Annotated in this window: 23 protein-coding genes; 14 read left to right on the forward strand and 9 right to left on the reverse strand. The window is 64.1% G+C overall.

The window, feature by feature from the left end; translation table 11 throughout:
• Window positions 1–23: 23 nt before the first annotated feature.
• Window positions 24–2003 carry a glycoside hydrolase family 127 protein gene (locus ACYHH6_RS19375; protein WP_352592553.1) on the forward strand — a complete coding sequence of 660 codons (1980 nt, stop codon included), beginning with the start codon at window positions 24–26 and terminating at the stop codon, window positions 2001–2003.
• A gap of 1 nt (window position 2004) precedes the next feature.
• Here ACYHH6_RS19375 and ACYHH6_RS19380 read toward each other — a convergent pair whose 3' ends face one another.
• From ACYHH6_RS19380 to efp, 3 genes are all read right to left on the reverse strand, one after another.
• Window positions 2005–2802 (reverse strand): endonuclease/exonuclease/phosphatase family protein, encoded by a 798-nt coding sequence (locus tag ACYHH6_RS19380; RefSeq protein WP_352592550.1) that lies wholly within the window; start codon window positions 2800–2802, stop codon window positions 2005–2007.
• Window positions 2803–2829: 27 nt separating this feature from the next.
• Window positions 2830–4290: a phospholipase D-like domain-containing protein gene (locus tag ACYHH6_RS19385; protein WP_352592547.1), complete on the reverse strand. Its 1461-nt coding sequence runs from the start codon at window positions 4288–4290 to the stop codon at window positions 2830–2832.
• 70 nt (window positions 4291–4360) lie between these two features.
• Window positions 4361–4930, reverse strand: a complete 570-nt coding sequence (gene efp, locus ACYHH6_RS19390) for an elongation factor P (RefSeq protein WP_112565024.1) — start codon at window positions 4928–4930, stop codon at window positions 4361–4363.
• A gap of 138 nt (window positions 4931–5068) precedes the next feature.
• On the opposite strand from efp, the gene epmA reads away from it, so the two are divergent.
• The 7 genes from epmA to lpxK all read left to right on the forward strand — a co-directional run bounded on the left by epmA (window position 5069) and on the right by lpxK (window position 12096).
• Window positions 5069–6109: an EF-P lysine aminoacylase EpmA gene (epmA, locus tag ACYHH6_RS19395; RefSeq protein WP_352592544.1), complete on the forward strand. Its 1041-nt coding sequence runs from the start codon at window positions 5069–5071 to the stop codon at window positions 6107–6109.
• Window positions 6110–6514: 405 nt separating this feature from the next.
• A complete protein-coding gene (locus tag ACYHH6_RS19400) occupies window positions 6515–7858 on the forward strand; it encodes a TldD/PmbA family protein (protein WP_352592541.1) in 1344 nt (447 codons plus the stop codon).
• Window positions 7845–8645 carry a 3'(2'),5'-bisphosphate nucleotidase CysQ gene (locus ACYHH6_RS19405; RefSeq protein ID WP_352592538.1) on the forward strand — a complete coding sequence of 267 codons (801 nt, stop codon included), beginning with the start codon at window positions 7845–7847 and terminating at the stop codon, window positions 8643–8645. The genes ACYHH6_RS19400 and ACYHH6_RS19405 overlap by 14 nt, the downstream gene beginning before the upstream one ends.
• Window positions 8646–8713: 68 nt before the next feature.
• Window positions 8714–8959 carry a DUF4170 domain-containing protein gene (locus ACYHH6_RS19410; RefSeq protein ID WP_112564945.1) on the forward strand — a complete coding sequence of 82 codons (246 nt, stop codon included), beginning with the start codon at window positions 8714–8716 and terminating at the stop codon, window positions 8957–8959.
• A gap of 5 nt (window positions 8960–8964) precedes the next feature.
• Complete coding sequence (locus ACYHH6_RS19415) at window positions 8965–9753, forward strand: lysophospholipid acyltransferase family protein (RefSeq protein WP_352592571.1); 789 nt, start codon at window positions 8965–8967, stop codon at window positions 9751–9753.
• Complete coding sequence (gene waaA / locus ACYHH6_RS19420; protein WP_192252905.1) at window positions 9750–11066, forward strand: lipid IV(A) 3-deoxy-D-manno-octulosonic acid transferase; 1317 nt, start codon at window positions 9750–9752, stop codon at window positions 11064–11066. Before ACYHH6_RS19415 ends, waaA begins: the two co-directional genes overlap by 4 nt.
• A gap of 1 nt (window position 11067) precedes the next feature.
• Entirely contained in the window at window positions 11068–12096 is a 1029-nt protein-coding gene (gene lpxK, locus ACYHH6_RS19425; RefSeq protein WP_352592535.1) for a tetraacyldisaccharide 4'-kinase, read from the forward strand.
• Between the two features lie 31 nt (window positions 12097–12127).
• Here lpxK and ACYHH6_RS19430 read toward each other — a convergent pair whose 3' ends face one another.
• Entirely contained in the window at window positions 12128–12361 is a 234-nt protein-coding gene (locus ACYHH6_RS19430) for a DUF2093 domain-containing protein (protein WP_112564953.1), read from the reverse strand.
• 114 nt (window positions 12362–12475) lie between these two features.
• Here ACYHH6_RS19430 and ACYHH6_RS19435 point away from each other — a divergent pair, with 114 nt between their 5' ends.
• Complete coding sequence (locus ACYHH6_RS19435; protein ID WP_352592532.1) at window positions 12476–13078, forward strand: hypothetical protein; 603 nt, start codon at window positions 12476–12478, stop codon at window positions 13076–13078.
• 17 nt (window positions 13079–13095) lie between these two features.
• Here ACYHH6_RS19435 and ACYHH6_RS19440 read toward each other — a convergent pair whose 3' ends face one another.
• Window positions 13096–14022: a LysR family transcriptional regulator gene (locus tag ACYHH6_RS19440; protein WP_352592531.1), complete on the reverse strand. Its 927-nt coding sequence runs from the start codon at window positions 14020–14022 to the stop codon at window positions 13096–13098.
• Between the two features lie 92 nt (window positions 14023–14114).
• Between ACYHH6_RS19440 and ACYHH6_RS19445 the strand changes: the two genes are divergently transcribed.
• Both ACYHH6_RS19445 and ACYHH6_RS19450 read left to right on the forward strand, forming a co-directional pair.
• Window positions 14115–15008, forward strand: coding sequence for a DMT family transporter (locus ACYHH6_RS19445; RefSeq protein ID WP_352592528.1), 894 nt, complete (start codon window positions 14115–14117; stop codon window positions 15006–15008).
• Window positions 15009–15150: 142 nt separating this feature from the next.
• A complete protein-coding gene (locus tag ACYHH6_RS19450; RefSeq protein WP_352592525.1) occupies window positions 15151–15906 on the forward strand; it encodes a hypothetical protein in 756 nt (251 codons plus the stop codon).
• 32 nt (window positions 15907–15938) lie between these two features.
• Here the strand turns inward: ACYHH6_RS19450 and ACYHH6_RS19455 are convergent, their stop codons facing one another.
• The 4 genes from ACYHH6_RS19455 to ACYHH6_RS19470 all read right to left on the reverse strand — a co-directional run bounded on the left by ACYHH6_RS19455 (window position 15939) and on the right by ACYHH6_RS19470 (window position 20345).
• Complete coding sequence (locus ACYHH6_RS19455) at window positions 15939–16253, reverse strand: DUF1905 domain-containing protein (RefSeq protein WP_352592522.1); 315 nt, start codon at window positions 16251–16253, stop codon at window positions 15939–15941.
• Between the two features lie 4 nt (window positions 16254–16257).
• Complete coding sequence (gene mutL, locus ACYHH6_RS19460; RefSeq protein ID WP_352592519.1) at window positions 16258–18111, reverse strand: DNA mismatch repair endonuclease MutL; 1854 nt, start codon at window positions 18109–18111, stop codon at window positions 16258–16260.
• A 60-nt stretch (window positions 18112–18171) separates the two neighbouring features.
• A complete protein-coding gene (locus ACYHH6_RS19465; protein ID WP_352592516.1) occupies window positions 18172–19260 on the reverse strand; it encodes a DUF2817 domain-containing protein in 1089 nt (362 codons plus the stop codon).
• Window positions 19261–19442: 182 nt separating this feature from the next.
• The gene (locus ACYHH6_RS19470; protein WP_352592513.1) at window positions 19443–20345 is read right to left on the reverse strand and encodes a LysR substrate-binding domain-containing protein; all 903 of its coding nucleotides are present in this window, start codon (window positions 20343–20345) and stop codon (window positions 19443–19445) included.
• Between the two features lie 90 nt (window positions 20346–20435).
• Here ACYHH6_RS19470 and ACYHH6_RS19475 point away from each other — a divergent pair, with 90 nt between their 5' ends.
• The 3 genes from ACYHH6_RS19475 to ACYHH6_RS19485 all read left to right on the forward strand — a co-directional run bounded on the left by ACYHH6_RS19475 (window position 20436) and on the right by ACYHH6_RS19485 (window position 24274).
• Window positions 20436–21986 carry a trimethylamine methyltransferase family protein gene (locus tag ACYHH6_RS19475; protein WP_352592510.1) on the forward strand — a complete coding sequence of 517 codons (1551 nt, stop codon included), beginning with the start codon at window positions 20436–20438 and terminating at the stop codon, window positions 21984–21986.
• Between the two features lie 63 nt (window positions 21987–22049).
• On the forward strand, window positions 22050–23699 hold the full coding sequence (locus ACYHH6_RS19480; RefSeq protein ID WP_352592507.1) for an ABC transporter substrate-binding protein: 1650 nt from the start codon (window positions 22050–22052) through the stop codon (window positions 23697–23699).
• A 95-nt stretch (window positions 23700–23794) separates the two neighbouring features.
• Window positions 23795–24274 (forward strand): DUF3828 domain-containing protein, encoded by a 480-nt coding sequence (locus ACYHH6_RS19485; RefSeq protein ID WP_352559451.1) that lies wholly within the window; start codon window positions 23795–23797, stop codon window positions 24272–24274.

Genomic DNA, 24274 nt, shown 5'->3' on the forward strand with positions numbered 1-24274 from the left:
ACGAAATCGAACGGAGCCAGCCGATGACCGCACACAGATCCGCCGCCCGAAAGACCGGCAAACTGAGCCTCGCCTTCCGCCCACTGCCGGTGCCGCAGGTCGACGTGCGCGGCTTCTGGGGCGACCGCGTCGATGCGGTGGCGTCGCGCACCGCCGACATCCTCTACGAGCGCTGCGTCGAAGCCCGCATGCTGGAGCAGATCGATCCGGACCGGCCGTCGCCCGGCCTCGTCATCCCCTTCCATTCGCCGTCGCCCGACGAGGCAGCCACGCCCGGCTTCACCGGCTCGACGGTGACGACGCAGATGTTCTGGGATTCCGACTGGGGCAAGACCATCGAGACCGCCGCCTATTCGCTCTACCGCCGCCGCAACGAACGGCTGGAGAAAAACATCGACGCCGTCATCGACATGTACGAAAAGCTGCAGCAGCCCGACGGCTATCTGTCCTCCTGGTACCAGCGCATCCAGCCCGGCCTGCGCTGGACCAATCTGCGCGACTGCCACGAGCTCTACTGCGCCGGCCATCTGATCGAGGGCGCGGTCGCCTATTTCCAGGCCACCGGCAAGCGCAAGCTGCTGGACATCCTATGCCGCTATGCCGACCATATCGCCGACACGTTCGGCCCAGAGCCCGGCAAGCAGAAGGGCTATTGCGGCCATGAGGAGATCGAGTTGGCGCTGGTCAAGCTGGCGCGAGCGACCGGCCAGCGGAAATACATGGAGCTGGCGAAATACTTCATCGACCAGCGCGGCGTTGAGCCGCATTATTTCGACGAGGAGGCGCGCGCCCGCGGCGCCGACCCGAAGGCCTATCATTTCAAGACCTACGAATACAATCAGTCGCACAGGCCGGTGCGCGAGCAGGACAAGGTCGTCGGTCATGCGGTCAGGGCGATGTACCTCTATTCCGGCATGGCCGACATCGCCACGGAATATGGCGACGATACGCTGCGGGTAGCGCTCGACCGGCTCTGGGACGATCTAACCACCAAGAGCCTCTACGTCACCGGCGGCATCGGGCCGTCGGCCCACAATGAAGGCTTCACCAGCGATTACGACCTGCCCAACGAAACCGCCTATGCCGAGACCTGTGCCTCGGTCGGGCTGGTGTTCTGGGCCAGCCGCATGCTCGGCATGGGTCCCGACGCCCGCTACGCCGACATGATGGAGCGGGCGCTCTACAACGGCTCGATCTCCGGCCTGTCGCTCGACGGCTCGCTGTTCTTCTACGAGAACCCGCTGGAAAGCCGGGGCAAGCACAATCGCTGGAAATGGCACCGCTGCCCCTGCTGCCCGCCCAATATCGGCCGCATGGTGGCGTCGATCGGCAGCTATTTCTACAGCCTGGCCGACGATGCGCTGGCCGTCCACCTCTATGGCGACTCGACGGCGCGTTTCGACATCGCGGGCACGCCCGTCAGCCTCGTCCAGACCAGCGACTATCCCTGGGACGGCGCGGTCTCGATCCGGGTCGAGCCGGATGCGCCCGTTGAGTTCACGCTGCATCTGCGCGTGCCGTCCTGGTGCCGCAAGGCGACGCTGAAGGTCAACGGTGCGTCTGTCGACCTCGATGCCGCGTCGAACGACGGCTACGCTGCGATCCGGCGCGAGTGGCAAAAGGGCGACCGCGTTGAGCTTGACCTCGACATGTCGATCTCGCGCCTGTTCGCCAACCCGCAGGTGCGCCAGGATATCGGCCGCGTAGCACTTGCGCGCGGCCCGTTGATCTACTGCGTCGAAGAGACCGACAATGCCGGCCAACTGCACCGCATCACCTTGCCGCGTACGGCTGAGATCGAGGCGCATCCCGAGCCGAACCTCCTCGGCGGTGTCGTCACCCTCTCGGCCACCGGCAGCCGGGAAACGGCGGAAAATTGGGACAACGGCCTCTATCGCACCGAGGCGCCGGCCGTCGAGCAGGCGAAGCTCAAGGCCGTCCCCTATTACACCTGGGACAATCGTGACCCCGGCGAGATGGTGGTGTGGTTGCGGGACGGGTGAGTTACAAGCTCACAAAAGCAGTCAGCGGCAGGTGATCTGACGCTACCCGCGACAGCGGCGTGTCGTGGGCTTCGACCGACGAGACCATGCCGTGCCGGTTGGCCATGATGCGGTCGAGCGCGAGCACCGGCAGGCCGGATGGGAAAGTCGGCACCGCCGGCGGCGTGGCAAAGGTGGTGTGCAGCGTCTTCAGCGCCGAGCGGTTGCCCAGCCGCCATTCGTTGAGGTCGCCGAGCAGCAAGGTCGGCCTTTCATCCTGGCTGCTCATAATGTCGAGCACGACGCGGGCCTGCTCGGAGCGCGAGCGGCGCAGCAGGCCGAGATGCGCAGCAATGACGCGCAGCGTGCGTGTTTCGTCGAGGTCGATCTCGGCCACCAGCGCGCCGCGCGGCTCCAGCCCCGGCAGCTTGATCTGATGCACGTTGCGCACCGTGCCGCGCTTGAACAACAGAACGTTGCCGCGCCAGCCATGGCCCTTGCCGTTTCCCGAAATCGGCACCGGCACCAGCCCGGTTTCGTGTTCGATCCGGGCAAGATCGAGCAGCCCGGCGCGATCGCCAAACCGGTTGTCGGCCTCTTGCAAAGCAATGACGTCGGGGCCGATCTCGCGGATGACGCGGGCGGTCCGCTCGGGGTCGAACCGGCGGTCGGTGCCAATGCATTTGTGAACATTGTAGGAGGCGACCACCATCTCAGCGCCATCAACCCGCTTGCGCGGCGTCGCATTCGCCTTGCGCGCTTTCCTGCCGCGGATCGACAGGAGCACGGTTTCAGGGAGGCTGCGTCCGTTTATGTCCATAGGCCTGCTGTTCAATCTGTACTGATTCTACAGATAGGGCGATCCCAGCCATAGCAACCGGTCAAAGACACGGATGACAAATGGCCGCGCTTTCAAGGTTGCGAGTGTGACGGGTTTGGCGGAAGCGATTGCCGATCCGATGCGCGCTTCGATCTCGGCGGCAAAGCCGGCATCCAACACCTCCAGATCGATCTCGAAATTCAGCCGCAGCGACCGGGCATCGAGGTTGGAGGAGCCGACATAGGCCCACACGCCATCGACCGACAGCAGCTTCGAATGGTCGAACGATCCTTCATGGCGCCAGACACGGCAATAATGCTTCAGCACCTGGTCGTATTGCGCAGTCATGGCGCGGCCGACCAGGAAGAGATTGCTGACCGCCGGCACGACGATGTCGATCTCGACGCCGCGCCGGGCCGCCGTGGTCAGCGCGCTGATGAATTCCCGGTCCGGCAGGAAATAGGGCGACATGATGCGGATCGATTTGCGGGCGACGGAAAATACGCCCATCAGCAATTTGTGGTTGGTTTCGATGCTGGCGTCCGGCCCCGACGCCACGGCCCGCACCAGGATCGGCTGACCGGGCGGCGGCGAGGGTTTTTCGACGTGCCAGACCTCGTCCTTGAGGGCCTCGTTGCCTGCAAAGCGCCAGTCCTCGGCGGCAACCGCAAACAGGTCGGCCACGACCGGTCCAGTGACCTGGAAATGCGTATCCGCCGAACTGGCGGTTCCCGCGAATTCGGCCGAGAATCCCTTGCGAATGTTCATGCCCCCTGTGAATGCCACCGCACCGTCGACGACCAGGATCTTCCTGTGGGTTCTCAAATTCGCATAGGGAAGTCTCAGGCCCATGACGATGTTGCCGTTGAAGAGGTCGACGGTGACGCCGGCTTCCCGGAGAGTCGTGAGAATGCTGGGCACGGAATAGCGCACGCCGACGGCATCGATCAGCACGCGCACGGTGACGCCGCGCCGAACCGCGCCGGCAAGCGATTCGACGAAACGCTGCCCGACCTCGTCATTGTCGAAGATGTAGGTCTCGAGCAGGACGCTGCGCTGTGCGCCGTCGATCGCCCCGCGCATGGCCGCGTAAGCGTCGTCGCCCGTCCTCAGCATGGTGATTGCGTTGCCCGAAAGCAGGCCGCGTCGCGCTACCCGGTCGCCCAAGGTCTTCAGGCCGGCAAAGCGTTGGCCGAATTCGGCTGAGATCAGCGCTTCGAGCGCAATGTCGCGGTCGTGTTTGGCCGTCTCGGCTTCGCCCGCCACGGGCCTCATGGCGCTGATCGTGGCGCGGCGGATGCGGTTGATGCCCGCGATGGCGTAGATGATGGCGCCCAGGAACGGCGACAAAATCATCACGCCCACCCAGCCAGTGGCGGCGCGGACGTCTTCCTTCGTCATGATGGCGTGGACGATGCCGATAGCGGCCATCAGCATCGGAATGATCACGAGGATCAGAGGCCAGTAGGTCACAAAGGTCTGCCACATCGGCAGGACTATCGAGCCAGCCGCCGCAGAAGGCAATGCAAGGGATTAACGAGGACTGGGGGTTGGCGCTTCAGTCCTTCGCCCGCTCCACATAGGAGCCGTCCGCCGTCATCACCACCACGCGGGTGCCGGCGCTGATGTGCGGGGGGACTGCGGTGCGCACGCCGTTGGACAGCACGGCCGGCTTGTAGGACGACGAGGCCGTCTGGCCCTTGGTCACCGGCTCGGTCTCGACCACCTCGAAGGTGGCACGCTGCGGCAGCACGAGGGCAATGGCGATGCCGTTGAATTGCGAGATCTGCACTGCCATGCCTTCGAGCAGATAGGGCGCCATGTCGCCGACCACGCTTTCCGACACCGCGACCTGGTCGTAGCTTTCCGGATTCATGAAATGATAGCCTTCGCTATCGGCGTAGAGGAAGGTGTGCTCGCGGTCCTCGACATAGGCGCGCTCGACCTGCTCGGTGGTGCGGTAGCGCTCCGAAACCTTCACCCCGTCGGAGATGCGGCGCATGTCGAGCTGTGTGACCGGCGTGCCCTTGCCAGGGTGGATGTTTTCGGCAAAGAGGATCACGTAAAGCTTGCCGTCCTTGTCGACGACGTTGCCCTTACGCAGGGAACTGGCGATGACCTTCACCACGGTTTTCAATCCTAGACTTCGTTGGCCTGAAACGATTGTTCGGCGCAAATCGGCTGCGAGAGCCGTCGCCGTAGCGCATCTTGGCGCGAACCGCCAGCCCTGTCAGCAATTCCATTGCCCCCCAACACCGGCAAATCCATGACCGAGGCCTCGCCCTGGTGGACACCGGACGTTCACGCCGACCGCCGGCCGCGGCTGGTCGCCCGCAACGCCATCGCGGCCGCCATGCGTAACTGGTTTGGTGAGCGCGATTTCATCGAGGTCGAGACGGCGGCCCTGCAGATATCGCCCGGCAATGAGGCGCATCTTTCGGCTTTCGCCACCGAGGCAATTGGTTCTGACGGGGAGCGCCGGCCGCTTTATCTCCACACATCGCCGGAATTCGCTTGCAAGAAGCTGCTGGCCGCCGGCGAAAGGCGCATCTTCAGCCTGGGTGCCGTCTGGCGCAACCGCGAGCGCGGCCCCTTGCACCATCCGGAATTCACCATGCTCGAGTGGTATCGGGTCGGCGAAACCTATGAGAGCCTGATGGCCGATTGCGCCGAACTGCTCAAGCTGGCGGCCGAGCGCGCAGGCGCCAAAACCGTCCGCTTTCGCGGCCGCGAGGCCGATCCATTTGCCGAGCCCGAACGGCTGAGCGTTGCCGAAGCTTTTCAGCGCCATGCCGGCATCGATCTTCTCGCCACGGTGGCGGCTGATGGCAGCACCGACCGTGACGCGCTCCATCAAGCCCTGGTCGAGGCCGGCCTGCGTACGGCGCAGGATGACAATTGGGCGGACCTGTTCAGTCGAGTGATGGTCGAAAAGGTCGAGCCGATACTGGGGCAGGGGCGCGCCACCATCCTATACGGCTATCCGATCTCGGAGGCAGCCCTTGCCCGGCGGAGCGCCGAGGACCCGCGCGTTGCCGAACGCTTCGAGCTCTATTGCTGTGGCGTCGAGCTCGCCAACGCTTTCGGCGAGCTGACCGATGCTGCCGAGCAGCGACGGCGCTTCGCCGCCGAAATGGACGAGAAGGAGCGCGTCTATGGCGAGCGCTATCCGCTGGACGAGGATTTTCTCGCGGCGCTGGCCACCATGCCGCAGGCCAGCGGCTCGGCGCTCGGCTTCGACCGGCTGGTGATGCTGGCGACGGGGGCGGCCAGAATAGACAACGTGATCTGGACGCCGGTCGCCTGAAGAACGGGCAGGGCGGCTGTGCGCCTCCGCGGCCGCTTCTGGCTGCCGTCGCGCCAGTAGATTGCGACGAAAAGCGGGGCTATCGGATCTCCACAGTTCGTTCTGAAATGGATGCGATCCGGCCGCGCTGGAATCCGTGCGCAACTTGATCTCTTAAAGCTGCGTTCTGTGGAAAGGGCTGCTGTTCGAGAAAGTTCGGAGCCTTGCCTCCGCGCGGCCGGCTTACCATCACCATCGCCTTGGCCCGGGCTACGAGCGCGGCGATGAAGATGGGCTTTGCGTTCTGCTCGGGCGCTATGCCGCAGCGGCGCAATTGCCCGTGCGCCATTGCACAAGCCGCAGCGGGACAATAGATGGTGCAGCAGCCGCTACCGCCCGGCGCGGCTTGAAGCCAGGACCATGCGCATGACGAATACATCAGAGGCAGCGAAACTGACCGACCGCGTCGCGGCTCTGGTCGAGGCTGCCAAGCGGGCCGGCGCCGACGCCGCAGATGCGGTTGCCGTGCGCGGCCGCTCGACCGGCGTGTCGGTGCGGCTGGGCAAGGTCGAGAGCACCGAGGCCTCCGAGGGCGACGATGTCTCGTTGCGCGTCTTCGTCGGCAACCGGGTGGCGAGCGTATCGGCGACGGCGGCATCGGACCCCAAGGCGTTGGCCGAGCGCGCCGTGGCGATGGCGAAAGTCTCGCCGGAGGATCCCTACCAGGGTCTTGCCGATCCGGCTTTGCTCGTTGGCAAGGTGCGCGACCTCGATTTGTTCGACGCCACCGAGGTTTCGGCCGATCAGTTGAAGGAAGCGGCCCTGGCTGCCGAGGAAGCAGCCCTTGCCGTCAAGGGCGTCACCAATTCGGCCGGCAGCGGCGCCAGCGCCGGGCTGGGCGGGCTGGTGCTGGCGACGTCGAACGGCTTCGTTGGCCACTATGTCGCCTCGCGCTTTTCGCGCTCGGCCAGCGTCATTGCGGGCGAGGGCACCGGAATGGAGCGCGACTACGAATATTCCTCGCACCAGCATTTTTCCGATCTCGATGCGCCCGAACTGATCGGCCGCAAGGCCGGTGAACGCGCCGTGCGCCGCCTCGGTGCCCGCAAGGCGGCGACCGGTCCGGTCAACGTGGTGTTCGATCCGCGCGTCGCGCGCGGCATTGCCGGCCACCTTGCCGGCGCCATCAACGGCGGCTCGGTGGCGCGCAAGACCAGTTTTTTGCGCGAGATGATGGGCAAGCAGGTCGCCTCGGCTGACATCACCGTCACCGATGAGCCGCTGCGGCGCCGCGGCCAGGCCTCGCGTCCCTTCGATGGCGAAGGCGTTGAGGGTGAAAAGCTGCTGATGGTCGAAAACGGCGTGCTGAAGCACTGGTTCCTGTCAACGTCCGCCGCGCGGGAACTGGGACTGACCACCAACGGACGCGGTGCGCGCAGCGGCTCCTCGGTGTCGCCGTCATCGACCAATCTCGCCATCGAGCCGGGCGACAGGACGCCGGAAGATCTGATCAAGTCGCTGAAATCAGGCTTTTACGTCACCGAAGTGTTCGGCCAGGGCGTCGACATGGTCACAGGCGAATACAGCCGCGGCGCGTCCGGCTTCTGGATCGACAATGGCGAGCTTGCCTATCCGGTGGCCGAGGTGACTATCGCCTCCAATCTGAAGACGATGTTCCTCAACATGGTGCCGGCTAGCGATCTCGACCGCAATTTCGGCACCGCCGCACCGACGCTGCTGATCGAAGGCATGACCCTTGCCGGCGCGTGATCCGGTCATATCGGCTGCAGAAGACCTTGAGCTTTTGCGCGACGCCGCCCGCGAGGCCGGTGCGATCGCCATGCGTTATTTCGGTAAAAACCCGCAAGTGTGGATGAAGGGCGGCACCTCGCCGGTCAGCGAGGCCGATCACGCGGCTGATGCCTATTTGCGTGAGACCCTGCTCGCGGCGAGACCGGACTATGGCTGGCTGTCGGAGGAAACGACCGACGATCCGGCGCGGCTTCTGGCGCGCCGCACCTTTGTCGTCGATCCCATCGACGGGACCCGTGGCTTCCTTGAAGGCCTGCGCTCCTGGTGCGTCAGCGTCGCCGTGGTCGAGGATGGCCGCACGCTCACCGGCGTGCTCGAATGCCCGGCCAAGGACGAAACCTATTGGGCGCTGCCCGGACAGGGCGCATTCCTTAATGGCAAGCCCATTGCCGTGCGTCGCTTGGGCGAGACGGTCGAAATCGGCGGGCTGAAGCAGCTGATCGACCGGATGCCGGCGGAGTGGCAGAGCCGGGTGCATCGCGCGGCGCACATTCCCTCGCTCGCCTATCGGCTGGCGATGGTCGCCAACGGCACGCTCGACGCCACCTTCGTCAAGCCCAACGCGCATGACTGGGATATTGCCGCCGCCGATCTCATTCTGCGCGAAGCCGGCGGCGCCGTGCTCGACGGGCATCGCCGCGCGCCGCTTTACGCCGGCGAGGTGATCCGTCACGGAGCCTTGGTCGCCGGCAGCGGGAAGCTGCTCACCGTGCTTGCCGGCGTCATTGCCGGTATGGAAGCGTGATCGAAGGTTCCAAAGTCGACAGCTTTGGTCTAGACCTGTCACAAACTCACAATATGTGAAGGACCGAAATGCCCGCGGAAGACGGAAAGAAACAGCTTTTGCACCTGGTGTTTGGCGGCGAGCTGAAGAAGCTGGGTGGCACTGAGTTCCGCGATCTCGACGCGCTCGACATCGTCGGCGTCTATCCGGACTACCAAACCGCGCACAGCGCGTGGAAAGCCAAGGCGCAAGCCAGCGTGGACAATGCCCATATGCGTTATTTCGTCGTTCATCTGCATCGGCTGCTCGACCCTGAAAGCAAGGCCGGCAGTTGACAGCGATGGAGCATGAAGCGGTGAAAGGGCAGCCCACCGGCGCCGCGGTCAGAAGAAGACGCGGCGGCAGCACGAAGACGTTCTGGCGCAAGATCCGCGAGCCATTGGCGCAGTCGCGAATCGTCAAGAGCATCATCGTCAGCCTGCTCGCCTGGTTTGTCCGCCTGGTGCGCCTGACCAACCGCATGGTCGAAGGCTCGGCGCAGTTTTCCGGCGGCGCCTACGCCAAGTTCGAGCCTGGCATCATCGCGCTCTGGCATGGCCAGCATCTGCTCACCCCGGCCTATTATCCCAAGGGACGGCCGCTGGTCGCCATGGTCTCGCGCAGTGCAGATGCCGAACTCAACGCGCTGATGATCGAGAAATTCGGCATCGAGGCGGTGCGCGGCTCCGGCGGCCGCGAAAGCTCGAAGCACCTCGACAAGGGCGGCGCCAAGGCGCTCATTGCCCTGAAAAAGTCACTCGTCGCCGGCAAGAACGTCGCCATGATCGCCGACATTCCCCACGGCACGCCGCGCGACGCGGGGCTGGGCATCGTTCTCCTGGCGCGGCTTTCGGGCCGGCCGATCATGCCTGCCGCCATCGCTACCAGCCGCCGCAAGGTGCTGGAACGGAGCTGGGACAAGACCACCATCAACCTGCCGTTCGGCCGCTCCTCGATCGTCATTGGAACGCCGGTGTTTGTGCCGGCCAATGCCGACGAGGCCGAAATGGAGCGCAAGCGCCAGGAAGTCACGGCCGCGCTCAATGCCGCAACCGCCGAGGCCTATCGCCTCGTGGACGGCAATCCATGAGCGAGCGCTGGGCGCGCGCCTTCCTGACGGCGTATCGCTTCGCCGGCGCGGCCGCCTATCCGCTGATAGGCCCCTATGTCGCCTGGCGGACGTCGCAGGGCAAGGAAGATCGTAGTCGCAGTCGCGAGCGCTACGGCGTCGCCGGGCGGCCGCGTCCCGAAGGCCCGGTGATCTGGATCCATGCCGCAAGCGTCGGCGAGACCATCGCTGTCGTGCCGCTGGTCCAAAGCATCCTCGATTACGGCGTCAACATCGTGCTGACGACGGGCACGGTGACCTCGGCGCAGGTCGCCGACGAACGGCTCGGCGACCGCATCATCCATCAATATGTGCCGCTCGACCTCAAGCCGGCGGTAAGCCGCTTCCTCGATCACTGGCGCCCGGACCTGGCGATCATCGCCGAATCCGAGATCTGGCCGATGACCATCCTCGAACTCGGCGCACGTCGCGTGCCGCAGGTGCTGGTCAATGGCCGGCTGTCCGACCGCTCGTTCAAATCCTGGAAGAAGCGCGCCAACATCGCCGAGGCGCTGTTCGAGAACCTCGCCCATGTCGTTGCCCAGTCTGATGTTGATGGCGAACGGTTTCGCGCGCTTGGCGCCCGGCCGGTCACCGTGTCCGGCAACCTCAAGGTCGACACCTTGCCGCCGCCGGTCGACGAAAGGACTCTGGCGACGCTGAAGCGCCAGATCGCCGGCCGCCCGACCTGGGCGGCGATCTCGACCCATGACGGCGAAGAGGTGGTCGCCGCCGAGGTCCACGCTATGCTCTACAAGCGCCACCATGGCCTGCTGACGATCATCGTTCCGCGCCACCCCGACCGCGCCGAAGCGCTTGCCGCGCAGATTTCCGGCATGGGCCTGAAGCTGGCGCGGCGCAGCAAGGGCGACCGGATCACCGCCGACACCGATATCCTGCTCGGCGATACGATCGGCGAGATGGGGCTTTATCTCCGGCTGACGGAAATCGCCTTTGTCGGCCGCTCGCTGACCTCGGAAGGCGGCCAGAACCCGCTGGAGCCGGCCATGCTAGACACCGCTGTGCTTGCCGGCCGCAACGTCCAGAATTTCCGCGAAGCCTATCAGCGTCTGCTCGACAGTGGCGGCGCCAAGCTGGTGCGCGACCGCGACATGCTGGCCGGCGCCGTCAATTTCCTGCTGAGTAATGAAGTCGCCCGCCATGAGATGATGGCGGCCGGTGCCGCCACCGTCGACCAGATGCGCGGTGCGCTGGCGCACACGCTGAAGTCGCTCGAGCCTTATATCCAGCCGCTGATCGTCAAGTCGCGCCTGAAGGGCGCCGACGGGCGCTAGGGTGGCGTCGGAAGCACCACCTTTCTGGTGGGAAGCGCCGGACTGGCGGGTCTTCGCGCTGTCGCCGCTGTCAGCGGTCTACGGCATGGTCGCCGGCCGCCGCATGCGCCGCGCGCCCCGCGAAAAGATCGATGCGCCAGTGCTTTGCGTCGGCAATTTCACCGTCGGCGGCAGCGGCAAGACGCCGGTGGCCATCGCGCTGGCAAAGCAGGCCAGGCGCATGCAGCTCAATCCCGGCTTCCTGTCGCGCGGCCATGGCGGCTCGTTCGCGCAGCCGCATGTCGTCGATGTCAATCACGACGCAGCCAAGCACGTCGGCGACGAGCCGCTGCTGTTGGCCGAGCATGCGCCTGTTGCGGTGAGCCCCAACCGCGCCGCCGGCGCCAAACTGCTCCTGAAAGCCCATGGCTGCGATTTCCTGATCATGGATGACGGCTTTCAGAGCGCGCGCATCCATATCGATTATGCGCTGGTCGTCGTCGACGCCCGCTACGGCATCGGCAATGGCCGCGTTATTCCGGGTGGGCCGCTGCGCGCCAACATCGTCGATCAGCTGGTCTTCACCGACGGGCTGCTGAGGATGGGCGAGGGCACCGCCGCCGACCAGGTCGTGCGCCAGGCCGCCCGTGCCGGCCGGCCGATCTTCGAGGCGCATGCCGAGCCCGGCGGCAAGCAACGCTTCGCCGGTCGGCGTTTCCTCGCCTTTGCCGGGATCGGTCATCCCGAAAAATTCTTCGACACGCTGCGCGACACAGGCGCTGAGGTGGCGCTGACCCGGTCGTTTCCGGACCATCATTTCTATGCCCCTGACGAGCTCACTGAGCTGGCGGCAACCGCGCGCCGCGAGGGACTGGGCCTCGTCACCACTGCCAAGGACGCCGCCCGGCTGCGCCATGGTGCAGCCTCGGCCGAATTCCTTGGTCAGCTCGACGTGCTGGAGATCGACGCCATGTTCGAGCTCGACAACGTGCCCGAACGCATCATCGACGAGACGCTGGACGCGTGGAGGCAGCGCAAGCTGCGGGGCTAAGTTCGGTCCGGCCCGGCAGGAGGAGCTGGCGTCAGCGCCGGCTGCGCAGTTCCGGATGCGTTTCGATCTCGCGGCGCAGCGAGGCGGCGGCGCTGACATAGGGTTCTTGCCTGGCGACGCTCCAATATTTCAGCTCGTCCAGCGGGATGCTCTCGCCGGTCACCGCGCAGCGCACGAATGCGCCGGGGCTGGTGACCTGGAAATCGCCGTCGAGATAGCGGATCCGGGCTTCCTTGCCGCCAGGGCCTTCGAAACGGTTCATCATCGGGTGGTGCCAGAGTTCATGCTGATTTCATCGCCATAAATTGCCGGCAAGGTCAAGCTTGACGCAATGCTGAGGCTCTATTGTCGCGCCGCAAACCATTCTCGTGGGACCGGCATGGACATTTCATCGGCCCGTCTGACCGCTCTGCTGCGTGAAGCCATGGTATTGGCGGCGGTGCCGTCGGCGAACACCGACCCGGCGAAGGCAGCACTTGTCAAGGCGCTGGCGCAGCCGCCGGCGCCATCCGGTGCTCCATTGCAGCCGGCGGCGGTGCCAGCGCTGCAGGCCCAGTTGTCCGTCACCCCTGCCAAGGCGCAGCAGACAGGATCTGCCGAAATCCTGCATGCCTATCTGGCAATTGCCGAACCAGGCGCCGGGGCGCCAGATGCTGCGGGGCGGCCGATACAGGCCGTGGCGGCAGCACCGGCAAACGACGACGCACAGCACGGTTTGCCGGTGTTGCCGCCAAGGACCGACGATGGCACTGCTGCGAAACCCGCAGGCCTGCCATGGCTTGCCTTTCTCGTCCCTGAAGTTTCGTCGCAGTCTCGTGCCTCCGCAACCAATGCAGCGGCGAAACGAGGGCAGGCGACGCCTCGATCGAATGGCGCAGTCCAGCCCGAAAGCCAGCAAGAGATGCGTATCGGGCTGATGGCGGTGGGGACCGGGTTTTTGGCTGTCGCGATTATCGGGTTCGTCCTGCTGGTGCTTCGCTGAGCATCGAACGATCGTCGCTAGCGTTCGGCTTCGAGGAACGCTTCCATCTTTTCCATCGCCAGCCCCGCCTCGACTGCAATGCGGCGGGAAAGTTCGGCGGCAGCCGCGCGCGGCCGCCCCAGCGGCCGGTCGAGCCAGTATGATACGGGGTTCAGCGCGGTGCGCTCGTCGACGGCGACGATGCGGCCCGCCTCCAGCTGTTGCCCGGTCAACGGCGGCCGTGCCAGCGCGACGCCGAGCCCATAAGCGGCGGCATCCAGCACCAGATTGTAGTCTTCGAAACGGCGGTCCTGCGGGCGCGGGCGGTAATCCATGCCTTGCGCGGCAAACCATGCGCGCCAGCCCGATGCGTCGGAATCGTTGATCAGCGGAAATTTGAGCAGACGGGCAGGGTCGCCGCGGCCGATCTCGCGGGCAAGGCCAGGTGCGGCGACGGGAAAGACATATTCCTCGAACAGCTGCACCGAGATCCGGCCCGGAATGCCGCCGCGCCCGCAGCGAATCGACAGGTCGATGCCTTCGTCGGCAAGGTCGGCCTGGCGGATGTCGACGTCGAGCACAATACGCAGCTTGCTGGGATTGTTCTCAAGCGCCGCCATGCGCGGCATCAGCCACAGGCCGCTGACCGAGGGGATCGAGGTCAGCCGCACCACGGCGGTGCCGCGTGGCTCGACCCAACGGTCGGAATGGCTGGAGATCAGCGCAAAGGCTTCCGCCGTGCGCAGATGCAGACGGTTGCCCTCGATGGTCAGCGAGACGCCGCGCGCGCCGCGGTCGAACACTTTCAGGCCCAGCCAGTTCTCCAGCTTGGCGATCTGCCGGCTGACGGCGCCATGGGTGATGTTGAGCTTCTCGGCGGCGGCCGAAAAGCTCCCGGTGCGCGCCGCCGCATCGAAGGCGCGCAGAGTCTCGAGCGGCACCATTGTGTCTGAGCTGTGATCCATAGTCACAGGTGATCCTCGATTTGATCGTTTGTCAACGGCGTCGAAAAGGCGCTTTCTGGCTTTCGAGACCCAAGAACACGAAGGACAGTGAGATGAGCGCAACGACCAGCACGTCGAATCCGACACAGCGGATAGACGCCACGGCAGCCATCGCCGTGGCGCTGACGGTGGTCGGCTGGGCGTCCGCCTTTCCCGCGATCCGCGCCGGCCTCGCCGCCTTCGGGCCGCTGGAACTCGGTGCGCTGCGCTTTGCCATCGCCGCGGTACCGGCGGCGATCTTCCTTGCCGTCAAGCGCCCGGCGCTGCCGCGGCTCGACGAAGTGTGGCGGCTCGCCTTTGGCGGCGCGATTTTCGTCGCGCTCTACACGGTCATGCTCAACTACGGCGAACTGACCGTATCGGCGGGGGCTGCCGGCTTCATCATCAATGTCAGCCCGATCTTTACCGCCATCATGGCAATGGCATTGCTGGGCGAACGCTTCTCAGGGTGGGCCTGGTTCGGCACGGCGATTTCTTTCGCCGGTATCGGCATCATCGCCGTGGCCGACGGGAATGGCTTGCATTTCGACACCGGTGCGCTGCTGGTTCTTGGTTCCGCGCTGTGCTCGGCCGTCAACACGATCGTTCAGAAGCCGCTTTTTGCCCGCCATCACCCGCTAACCATCTCGGCCTCGAACATGATCCTTGGCGCACTTTGTTTAGCGCCCTTTCTGCCAAGTGGCTTTGCGCAGGCGGCGGTCGCCAACACAGCCGGGATCGGCGCCGTGATCTTTCTTGGCATCGTGCCGAGCCTGATTGCCTATGCCGCCTGGGCAACCGCTCTTTCGCGTCTGCCTGCGGCGCGCGCTTCAAACTTCCTCTATCTGGTTTCGCCCATGTCGGCCCTGATCGGCTTCTTCTGGCTGGGCGAAGTGCCGACGCTGCTCGGCATCCTCGGCGGCGCGTTGGCGCTCGGCGGCGTCATCGTGGTGAATTTGAAGCGTTAGATCAAAGCGTTGGACAACTTTCCCCAATCATAGTGAGAGCCGCGCCGGAATTTCACAGTCCACGAGACAGCCGACTGCTTCTGCCGTGCAGACACGACCCCACCGGGTGGCTATGGTGAGTTGAAATTCACCGGGGGTCGGGATGGTAAGGCAGCTTGTATCGGCCGTGTTTTGCTTGCTGCTGCTAAGCGGCAAGGCCACGGCTGGTTGGTATCACGTGGAAAACTACGAAGGGTCCATCGGTCCCGATCCCGTCCATCTCTCCTTGCAGACCTATAGTTTCGGTAGCGGCATCACTGTCCAGGGCAGCTACTTCTACGACGCGAAGCAAAGTCCGATCGCGCTCTACGGCAAAGCCAGTGGCACCAGCCTCGCGCTTTGCGCGATTGCCGATGACGAGGAGTTTGAGCGCGTCATCGTCATGGGCAAGAAAACGGGCCTCGACACCTCCGGATGCCCGTTTTCCCTGGAGCTTGGTGACGGTGTCTTGACGGGCAGCTGGAGCAAGGGCGCGGACAAATTCCCGGTCAGTCTCAGGAAGGTCGCGAGCCTGGACGACACCGGGGAGGGCAAGGTCGAGGGTACCGTCGAGATTCCCTTCTGGGCGCAGACGGCCACAGACCGGTTTGCGGGGATTTACGAGAAAACCGACGACGGAATCTGCATGACGAAGATGCAGATCATCAACAAGAAGCGGAAGAAGGCCGTACAGACCATCAAATTCGGCGGCGACCTTTGCAATGCGGGTATGCTGATGACACCCATCTACTGGAATGTGCAGAAGCAGACAGAACGGGGCAAGGACATCATATCCGTGAATTTCTACGATGGTCGCGCCGGGTATGAGGAGGTTTATGCGTTTGACCGCAAGAGCAAGAAGTACCGCAAGAGGAAGTGAGCCTCTCGAGACAATAGCCAACGGGCCGTGTCTTATCGTCCGCGAAGGCTTATCGCGATGAGAGCGGAAATCGAATCGCCAGCCGTCAGATTGCACTTGCGCCGGACGGCATCCTTCAGGGGCAGAAGGTAGCTCCCGTCCTTGGGAAACAGCGATGTGCCGAACATGAAGCCGTCAATGGTCGCCTCGACAGGTATCACCCCCCAGCCATAGGTCGCGAACTTCGCGACCTTTTTGATCTCTTCGCCATACTGCTCGGGGATTGGCGCGAAGAAGTATGGCGAAGGACCCCGCCAGTGGATCACCTCGGCTTCGAACTGGAACCGGAGCGTCGTCTCGCCACTCACGGGCCTATCGCCGCCCGAAGAGCCGCTCGATATCGGCGAGCTTGAGCTCGATATAGGTCGGGCGGCCGTGGTTGCAGGTGCCGGATCCCGGCGTCGCCTCCATCTGGCGCAGCAGCGCGTTCATCTCCTCGGGCTTGAGCAGCCGGCCGGAGCGGACCGAGCCGTGGCAGGCCATGGTCGCGGCGATCTTGTCCAGACGCTCCTTCAGCGTCTCGACCGTGTCATTGTCGGCGATCTCGTCCGCGAGGTCGCGCACCAGTTGCTGGACATTGGTTTCGCCCAGCATGGACGGAGTCTCGCGCACCGCCACCGCACCGGGGCCGAAGCGCTCTATGCCGAGGCCAAAGCGGGCCAGCGTCTCGGAATGCAGGGCCAGGCGCTCGGCGTCCTCTTCCGGCAGGTCGACGATTTCAGGCAAGAGCAGCATTTGCGAGGGCACAGCGCGCGAGTGCAGCGCATTCTTCAGCGCCTCGTAGACCAGCCGCTCATGCGCCGCATGCTGATCGACGATGACAAGCGAATCCCTGGTTTGCGCGACGATGTAGTTCTCATGCACCTGCGCGCGGGCAGCGCCAAGTGCGGTGCCAAGCAGCGTCTCGGCCGCCTCGGCTGTGCCGGCACGCGCGTCGGCGCTGGCAAGCGGGCCGGCATCAAACGCTGCCTGCTCGTCTTCTCGGAAGCCGGCGCCATCAAAGCCCATATCCAGCGGACGCTGCGGCGAGCGATCGAACCCGGCAAAGCCCGACGCGCGGTACGCCGCGTCATAGCTGCGATGGCCGTTGGCCGGACCGGCATGGGCGTAGGACGCAGCACCCGGCCGGAACGCTGCCATCATCCCGGCAGCGCCGCTGGTGGCTGCGCGAATGCCGGCATTGGCCAGCGCCTCGCGGATGGCGCCGACGATCAGCCCGCGCACCAGGCCTGGGTCGCGGAAGCGCACATCGGCCTTGGCCGGGTGGACGTTGACATCGACGGTCGCCGGATCGAGCGTCAGGAACAGCACGGTCACCGCATGCCGGTCGCGCGGCAGCACATCGGCAAAGGCGCCGCGGATCGCGCCGGCAATCAGCTTGTCGCGCACAGGCCGGCCGTTGACATAGGCATATTGCTGCAGCGCGTTGGCGCGGGTGAAGGACGGGATCGAGACATGGCCGGTCAGATGCACGCCGTCACGGCTGGCATCGATGGCAATGGAATTGTCTGGGAACTCGGCGCCCATCACCTGGGCAACGCGGCGCAGGCTGCCTTCCGCGCTGTCGTCGGTGGCTGGCAATTCCAGCGCCGAGCGGTCGGAGCCGGCGAGCGTGAAGCGCACGGCGGGGAAAGCGATGGCAATGCGCTTGACCACGTCGCTGGTGGCCGAGCTTTCCGCCCGCTCGCCCTTCATGAATTTCAGCCGGGCGGGCGTGGCGAAGAACAGGTCGCGCACCTCGACGGTGGTGCCTCGGTTGGCCGCCGCCGGTTTGACCGCCGAAACCCGGCCGCCTTCGATGCCGATCTCGGCGGCAGCGTCGCCGGTGGCCGTGCGCGAGCGGATCGATAGCCGCGCCACCGAGCCGATCGACGGCAGCGCCTCACCGCGAAAACCAAGCGAGCGGATGTCGTGGATGTTGTCGGCTAGCTTGGAGGTGCAATGGCGCGCGATCGCCAGCGACAGCTCCGGTTGGGGGATGCCTGAGCCGTCGTCGGTGACGCGGATCAGGTTGAGCCCGCCACCGGCGGTGACAACCTCGACTCGCGTGGCGCCGGCATCGAGCGCGTTCTCGACCAGCTCCTTCACCACGCTCGCCGGACGCTCGATGACTTCGCCGGCGGCGATCTGGTTGATCATCGTTTCGGAAAGCTGGCGAATGGGCATGAGGGCATCTTACACGGATTCGTGCCGACGCATGCAAGGACTGGATACGGATTCGACGGCTCATTCCCGCCAGGCGAGCACTCCGTCAATCAGCCGGTCCATGACAGCCGGGCCTTCAGTGAGCACATGTCGTCGCCAAGTAATGTCGCGCGGACAACAGACGTTCATGTAATCCTCGCGGAGCAGGTCATGATCCGGATCGTCACGGCCTTCCGAACGCAGCCAGCGGTCCAGGCGGTCGGCCCGGAACAGCGCATATTCGTCCACGGTTCCGAACTCGATGACGGCACCGGCGATCCTCGACGCCGGCAATTCCTGACGGATCGCCTTGCAGAGAAGGCCTTCATATCTGGGCACGGTACCAGCATTGAAGGCATGTCTGTCTCCTTCGCCGCGACTCCACCAGCCGGCAGCAGCCTTGTGTTCCGGAGTGCCTTCTTCGTCGAAGATCAGATAGACGATCTCGCCGAAACGTCCGACGCAGGTGTGCCAGTCGATGAACCCGATCGTTTTAGAGGCGCCGAGGTGTTCGTTGACGATCCCGCGGAAGATGCGGTTAGCCCATTCCGGCTCGTGTCCAGTGTAGCAGATGCCGTCCGGGCGGTGGCCCTGGCCGGCCCACGCCTCGTTCTCGATGTGCCAGCCGTGCTTATCGAGAAAGCTTTTGTAGGCCAGATGCGCGGCGAGTTCGTCGCGGGCATGGAGTCGATCGGCATGCAGGAAAGGAACCAGCTTGTCGTAGGAAGGGTTCTGGCTACCGTAGGTCGAATCGGCCGGCAGAAAATTTCGGTTGAGGTCGACATTGTTTTCGGTCGCCCGGGTTTTATGGGAGAACGCCCAGGGATTAATGGCATGTACGAGCACGATCTTGAGGTCTTTCAGATCAAGGTCGGCAGCTCGCGACGCCAGCCAACGATGCAGGATGGCGGAGGCACAGTAGCCTTCGGCACCGTGGGTCCCAGTGATGATGATCGCCGCGCGTTCGGCGTCGTCGGCGCCGAGCACGGCGACATCGCAGACGAGACGCTCGCCATCCTTTCCCTTGAGATCGTCGCGCCCATAGCTGTGGATGTGCGCTTCCGCATCGCGAGCGGCGGCAAGAAACTTGTCCCGTGCTTCGGCATAGCTGTAGGAAAAGCTGTCGAACATGATTGGTATGCGCCCTCACTCACGTCGCCAGCCTCTCCCCAAGCGGCATTACAAAACTCTCCGCGGGTGGAGTGTTTCAACCGGCGACATCAGAGACTATGAAATGAAGAAACTATGCCTTCATTCTATTCTTCTGAAAAGAGCGACGCCGGCATGTCAGCACGCGAATGGGCGAAACCGCCTCAAGCCTGCGCGGCCAGCCAATCCCTGACCTTGCGCGCATTCTCGCTCAACTCACGGTTCTTCGGCCAAACCACATAGAACGCCTTGCCGGTCCTCAGCACATGATCCGTCACCGGCACCAGCAGCCCCGTTGCCAGCAGCCGTTCGGCGAGATGCCGCCAGCCGAGTGCGATGCCTTGGCCCTCCATGACGCCCTGGATCACCAGGCCGTAATCGTTGATGCGCAGGCCGCGCGCGGTGTTGTCGAGGCTGCCTCCGGCCGACTGGAACCATTCGTCCCAGCTCGCCGCCTCGCGATAGGGCTCTTCGAGATGGATCAGCCGATGCGTGGCCAGCTCCGCGACAGTCTTCGGCATGCCGAATTTCGCGAGATAGCTGGCGCCCACCACCGGGAAAATCTCCTCGTCGGCCAGCGGCAGCGAATGATAGTCGGCCCATTCGCGCGGTTCGCCGCCGCGCACGGCCAGCGGAATGCCTTCGGCGATGATGTCGAGGTCGCGGTCGGCGGTCTGGATTCTGAGATCGATGCCCGGCAGCTCGTCGCGGAACTGCTGCAGGCGCGGCATCATCCAGAACGAGCCGAAGGCGGTCGAGGCCGCCAGCGTGACATGGCCGCCGGTCGCCTGCAGGCGCAGGTCCTCCGCCGATTTGCGGATATGCGAGAGGCCGAGCGAGACGTCGGCATGGAAACGCTCGCCGGCCTCGGTCAAAATCACCTGGCGGTGGCGGCGCTGGAAGAGCTGCGCGCCGAGCTGTTCTTCTAGCCCGCGCACCGCATAGGAGACGGCGGCCTGCGTCATGCCGAGCTCACGCCCGGCGGCGGTGAAGCTCGACAGCCGGCCCGCCGCTTCGAAGACGATCAGGCTGCCGGCCGAAGGCAGGAGATGACGCAGGCTTCGCATAAGCTGAGCTTATACAAGAGATCAGGATTTTCCAGCGTCACATCCATATTTCGTCTCGCTAACTTGGCTGGAACGGAATGAGGAGGCTCCATGAACGCACCGGCCGCTGAATTGACCGAGCAAACCCACCGCCGTGGCGGCGGTCGCCTTGGACGCAAGGCGCTGAGGAGTGCGCCTGTCACCTCGTTCCCGACCCTGGTCCGCGAGATCCCCACCTATCAGATGGTCCCGGACGAGGCGGTGGAGCTGATCCACCAGGAGTCGCTCGCCATCCTCGAAGAGGTCGGTTGCGAATTCCGCGACGACGAGGCGATCGCCATGTGGAAGGCGGCGGGCGGGGACGTGTCCGAGACACGCGTCCGCATTGATCGCGCCCTCCTGATGGATCTGGTCTCGAAGGTTCCTTCCGAATTCACCCTCAATGCGCGCAATCCTGAGCGTACAGTGCGCGTCGGCGGCAAGAACTCGGTCTTCGTCCCGATGTATGGCGCGCCCTATGTGCGCGACCTCGACAACAACCGGCGCTACGGCTCGCTCAACGACCTCAACAATTTCCACAAGCTCGCCTACATGGCGCCGGCGCTGCACTCGTCGAGCTCGATCATCTGCGAGCCGATGGAAATCGCGGTTCCGAAGCGGCATTTGCACATCATCCACTCGGCGCTGAAGCACTCCGACAAGCCGTTCATGGGCATCGTCACCTCGAAGGAACGGGCCGAGGACACGATGGCAATGGCCGGCATCGTCTTTGGCGAAGAGTTCGTGCGCGAAAATCCGGTGCTGGTGTCGATCACCAACTGCAACTCGCCGCTGGTGTGGGACGCCACCATGCTGGACGCGATGAAAGTCTATGCGCGCCACAACCAGCCGCTGATCCTCGCGCCCTTCGCGCTCTGCGGTGCCTCGACCTCGGCCTCCGCCGTCGGCGCGGTGGCGCAGGTCAATGCCGAGGCACTGGCCGGTGTCGCCTTCACCCAGCTGCTGCGGCCGGGCTCGCCGCAGATCTACGGCCAGTTCATGGTGACCGTCGACATGAAGACCGGCGCCCCGATGGGCGGCACGCCGGAAGCGGCACAGATGATGTATCTGATGGGCGCGCTGGCGCGGAAATACAAATTGCCCTGGCGCACCTCCGGCTTCCATGTCGGCTCGAAACTCAACGACGCTCAGGCAGGCTACGAATCCAACATGCTGATGCATGCCGCGATCCTCGCCGGCGCCAATTACATCTGGCATTCCGCCGGCTGGCTCGAAGCCGGGCTCACCTGCGGCTATTCGAAATTCGCCACCGACTGCGAGCAACTTGTCGGCTGGTACAAATATGCCGGCGGCTTGGCGTTCGACGATTTCAAGGAGGCGATGGCTGCGATCCGTGAGGTCGGGCCGCAGGGTCATTTCCTTGGCACCCAACATACGCTCGAGCATTTCGAGTCCGCCTTCTTCATGCCCACCATCATGGACTTCAACTCCTACGAGCAGTGGAAGGCCGAAGGCGCGAAGGACCACGACACGCGCGGCCGCGAGAAAGCCCGCAACATGCTTGCCGACTATGAGGAACCGAAGCTGGATGAGGGCATCGCCGAGGGCCTCAAGGATTTCATCGCGCAGCGCGAAGGGAGTCTGCCCGACAGCGTCAGCTGACAGGAACACCAGCGTGAGTTGACAACGGGCAAAGACCCGACGGGAACCGCAAGGGAGGAAGACATGACACTGTTCAGAAGCAACGGCGATCACGTGCCTGATCCCATCGAGACGATGGCGCAAGAGACGCGTGCGGGCCGTGTGGACCGGCGCGAATTCCTGGCGCTGGCAAGTGCGTTCGGCGCCTCGACGGCGCTGGCCTACGGCATGATCGGCCTCGCCGCGCCGGGACAGACCTTTGCCGAGGAACCGAAGAAGGGCGGAACGCTGCATATATCGATGTCGGTCAAGGCGCAGAAGGATCCCCGCACCTATGACTGGGTGGAGCTCGCCAATATTTCGCGCTGCTGGCTGGAGCCGCTGGTCCGCTACACCAGGGAATTCACCTTCGAGCCGGTGTTGCTCGAAAGCTGGGACGTCAATGACGACGCCACCGAATACACGCTGCATGTGCGCAAAGGCGTCACCTGGAACAATGGCGATGCCTTCAACGCCGATGACGTGGTCTTCAACGTGACCCGCTGGTGCGAGAAGGCCGTCGCCGGCAATTCCATGGCCGCGCGCGTCGGCGGGCTGATCGATGAAAAGTCGGGCAAGGCGAGGGACGGCGCAATCACCAAGGTCGACGACTTCTCGGTCAAGCTGACGCTCGCAGCGCCCGACATTTCGCTGATCCCCAACCTCACCGACTATCCCGCGCTCGTCGTCCACCGCAATTTCGATGCCGACGGCGCCGACCCGATCAAGAAGCCGATCGGCACCGGACCCTTCGAACTGGTCTCTTACGATGTCGGCCAGAAGGCGGTGGTCAAGCGTCGTGAAAACGGCAAGTGGTGGGGCGGCGAACCGCCGCTCGACAGCGTCGAATTCATTGACTACGGCACCGACTTCAATGCTTCGGTGAACGCCTTCGATTCCGGCGAGATCGACCTCAATTTCGAAACGCCGTCCGATTTCATCGACATCCTCGACAAGATGGGTTTGCAGAAGTCGGAAGTCGCGACTGCGACCACGCTGGTTGCGCGCACCAACATCACCCACAAGCCCTATGACGACCAGCGCGTGCGCAATGCGCTGCAGATGGCGGTGGACAACAATACGGTCTTGCAACTCGGCTATAACGGCCGTGGGACGGTCGGCGAAAACCACCATGTCAGCCCCATCCATCCGGAATATTTTGCGCTGCCCAAGAAGACGCGCGATGCCGCCGGCGCCAAGAAACTGATGGCGGATGCCGGACAGGCCGATTTCGAGCACGAGCTGATCACCGTCGAGGACGATTGGCAGAAGAACACTGGCGACGCGATTGCCGGACAGCTGCGCGATGCCGGCATCAAGGTGAAGCGCACCGTGCTGCCGGGCTCGACCTTCTGGAACGACTGGACGAAGTATCCCTATTCGATGACCATCTGGTACATGCGCCCGCTCGGCGTCCAGGTGCTGGCGCTGGGCTACCGCACCGGCGAGGCTTGGAATGAATCGGCCTATTCCAACCCGGAGTTCGACGCCAAGCTGAAGCAGGCGCTGTCGCTGATCGATGTCGAGAAACGGCGCGAGGTGATGAAGGATGTCGAGCAGATCTTGCAGGATTCCGGTGTGATCATTCAGCCGTACTGGCAGAAGCTCTACAGCCACATGAACAAGAAGGTGAAGAACTACGGCGTTCACCAGACCTTCGAGATGGATCTGCAGAACGTCTGGCTCGACGGCTGAAACGGCGCACCTCGGGACTTCATGAGCCGCAAAAAAGCCGATATGCAGGATGTGTGGTATTACCACCTTGCCGCCAAACATCCGGAGATTCCTGCATGAGACCGATAGTGCTGGCCGCTGCCCTTTCGATTGCCTTGCCCGCCGCAGCACTGGCCGGGCCGGCTTCGAACGCCGTGAAGTTCTTTTATGTGCCTGAAGTGAAATTCGAAGGGGACGCCAAATACCGCGACCGCTTCACCGAGCCGGTGACGAAACTCTTCGATCTCAACGACCAGGCGCAGAAGAACAAGCCCGACGAGGTCGCCTGCCTCGACTTCGATCCCGGCCTTGACGCCCAGGATTTCGACCAGAAGACGATTGCCAAGACATTGAAGCTGGCAGAGTCCGTCAACGGCGATACAGCCGAGGTGACGGCGACGTTCAGCCTTTTTGCGGAAGGCGATGAGTCCAAACGCGAAATGCTGTGGTCGTTGAAGAAAATCGACGGCAAATGGAAGATCGCCGACATCACTTCGAAGACCAGCAACTGGACGCTGAGCGCGCTCGAATGCATGCCCGACAAAGCGCCGGAGTGA

The sequence above is a fragment of the Mesorhizobium sp. P171375 genome, from assembly GCF_057786075.1.

Excerpts from the sequence above, each read along its gene's own strand:
- ACYHH6_RS19375 (WP_352592553.1), top strand. The coding sequence starts at position 24 with ATGACCGCACACAGATCCGCCGCCCGAAAGACCGGCAAACTGAGCCTC.
- ACYHH6_RS19380 (WP_352592550.1), bottom strand. The coding sequence starts at position 2,802 with ATGGACATAAACGGACGCAGCCTCCCTGAAACCGTGCTCCTGTCGATC.
- ACYHH6_RS19385 (WP_352592547.1), bottom strand. The coding sequence starts at position 4,290 with ATGTGGCAGACCTTTGTGACCTACTGGCCTCTGATCCTCGTGATCATT.
- epmA (WP_352592544.1), top strand. The coding sequence starts at position 5,069 with ATGACCGAGGCCTCGCCCTGGTGGACACCGGACGTTCACGCCGACCGC.
- ACYHH6_RS19400 (WP_352592541.1), top strand. The coding sequence starts at position 6,515 with ATGACGAATACATCAGAGGCAGCGAAACTGACCGACCGCGTCGCGGCT.
- ACYHH6_RS19410 (WP_112564945.1), top strand. The coding sequence starts at position 8,714 with ATGCCCGCGGAAGACGGAAAGAAACAGCTTTTGCACCTGGTGTTTGGC.
- ACYHH6_RS19415 (WP_352592571.1), top strand. The coding sequence starts at position 8,965 with ATGGAGCATGAAGCGGTGAAAGGGCAGCCCACCGGCGCCGCGGTCAGA.
- waaA (WP_192252905.1), top strand. The coding sequence starts at position 9,750 with ATGAGCGAGCGCTGGGCGCGCGCCTTCCTGACGGCGTATCGCTTCGCC.
- ACYHH6_RS19430 (WP_112564953.1), bottom strand. The coding sequence starts at position 12,361 with ATGATGAACCGTTTCGAAGGCCCTGGCGGCAAGGAAGCCCGGATCCGC.
- ACYHH6_RS19435 (WP_352592532.1), top strand. The coding sequence starts at position 12,476 with ATGGACATTTCATCGGCCCGTCTGACCGCTCTGCTGCGTGAAGCCATG.
- ACYHH6_RS19440 (WP_352592531.1), bottom strand. The coding sequence starts at position 14,022 with ATGGATCACAGCTCAGACACAATGGTGCCGCTCGAGACTCTGCGCGCC.
- ACYHH6_RS19445 (WP_352592528.1), top strand. The coding sequence starts at position 14,115 with ATGAGCGCAACGACCAGCACGTCGAATCCGACACAGCGGATAGACGCC.
- ACYHH6_RS19450 (WP_352592525.1), top strand. The coding sequence starts at position 15,151 with ATGGTAAGGCAGCTTGTATCGGCCGTGTTTTGCTTGCTGCTGCTAAGC.
- mutL (WP_352592519.1), bottom strand. The coding sequence starts at position 18,111 with ATGCCCATTCGCCAGCTTTCCGAAACGATGATCAACCAGATCGCCGCC.
- ACYHH6_RS19465 (WP_352592516.1), bottom strand. The coding sequence starts at position 19,260 with ATGTTCGACAGCTTTTCCTACAGCTATGCCGAAGCACGGGACAAGTTT.
- ACYHH6_RS19470 (WP_352592513.1), bottom strand. The coding sequence starts at position 20,345 with ATGCGAAGCCTGCGTCATCTCCTGCCTTCGGCCGGCAGCCTGATCGTC.
- ACYHH6_RS19475 (WP_352592510.1), top strand. The coding sequence starts at position 20,436 with ATGAACGCACCGGCCGCTGAATTGACCGAGCAAACCCACCGCCGTGGC.
- ACYHH6_RS19480 (WP_352592507.1), top strand. The coding sequence starts at position 22,050 with ATGACACTGTTCAGAAGCAACGGCGATCACGTGCCTGATCCCATCGAG.
- ACYHH6_RS19485 (WP_352559451.1), top strand. The coding sequence starts at position 23,795 with ATGAGACCGATAGTGCTGGCCGCTGCCCTTTCGATTGCCTTGCCCGCC.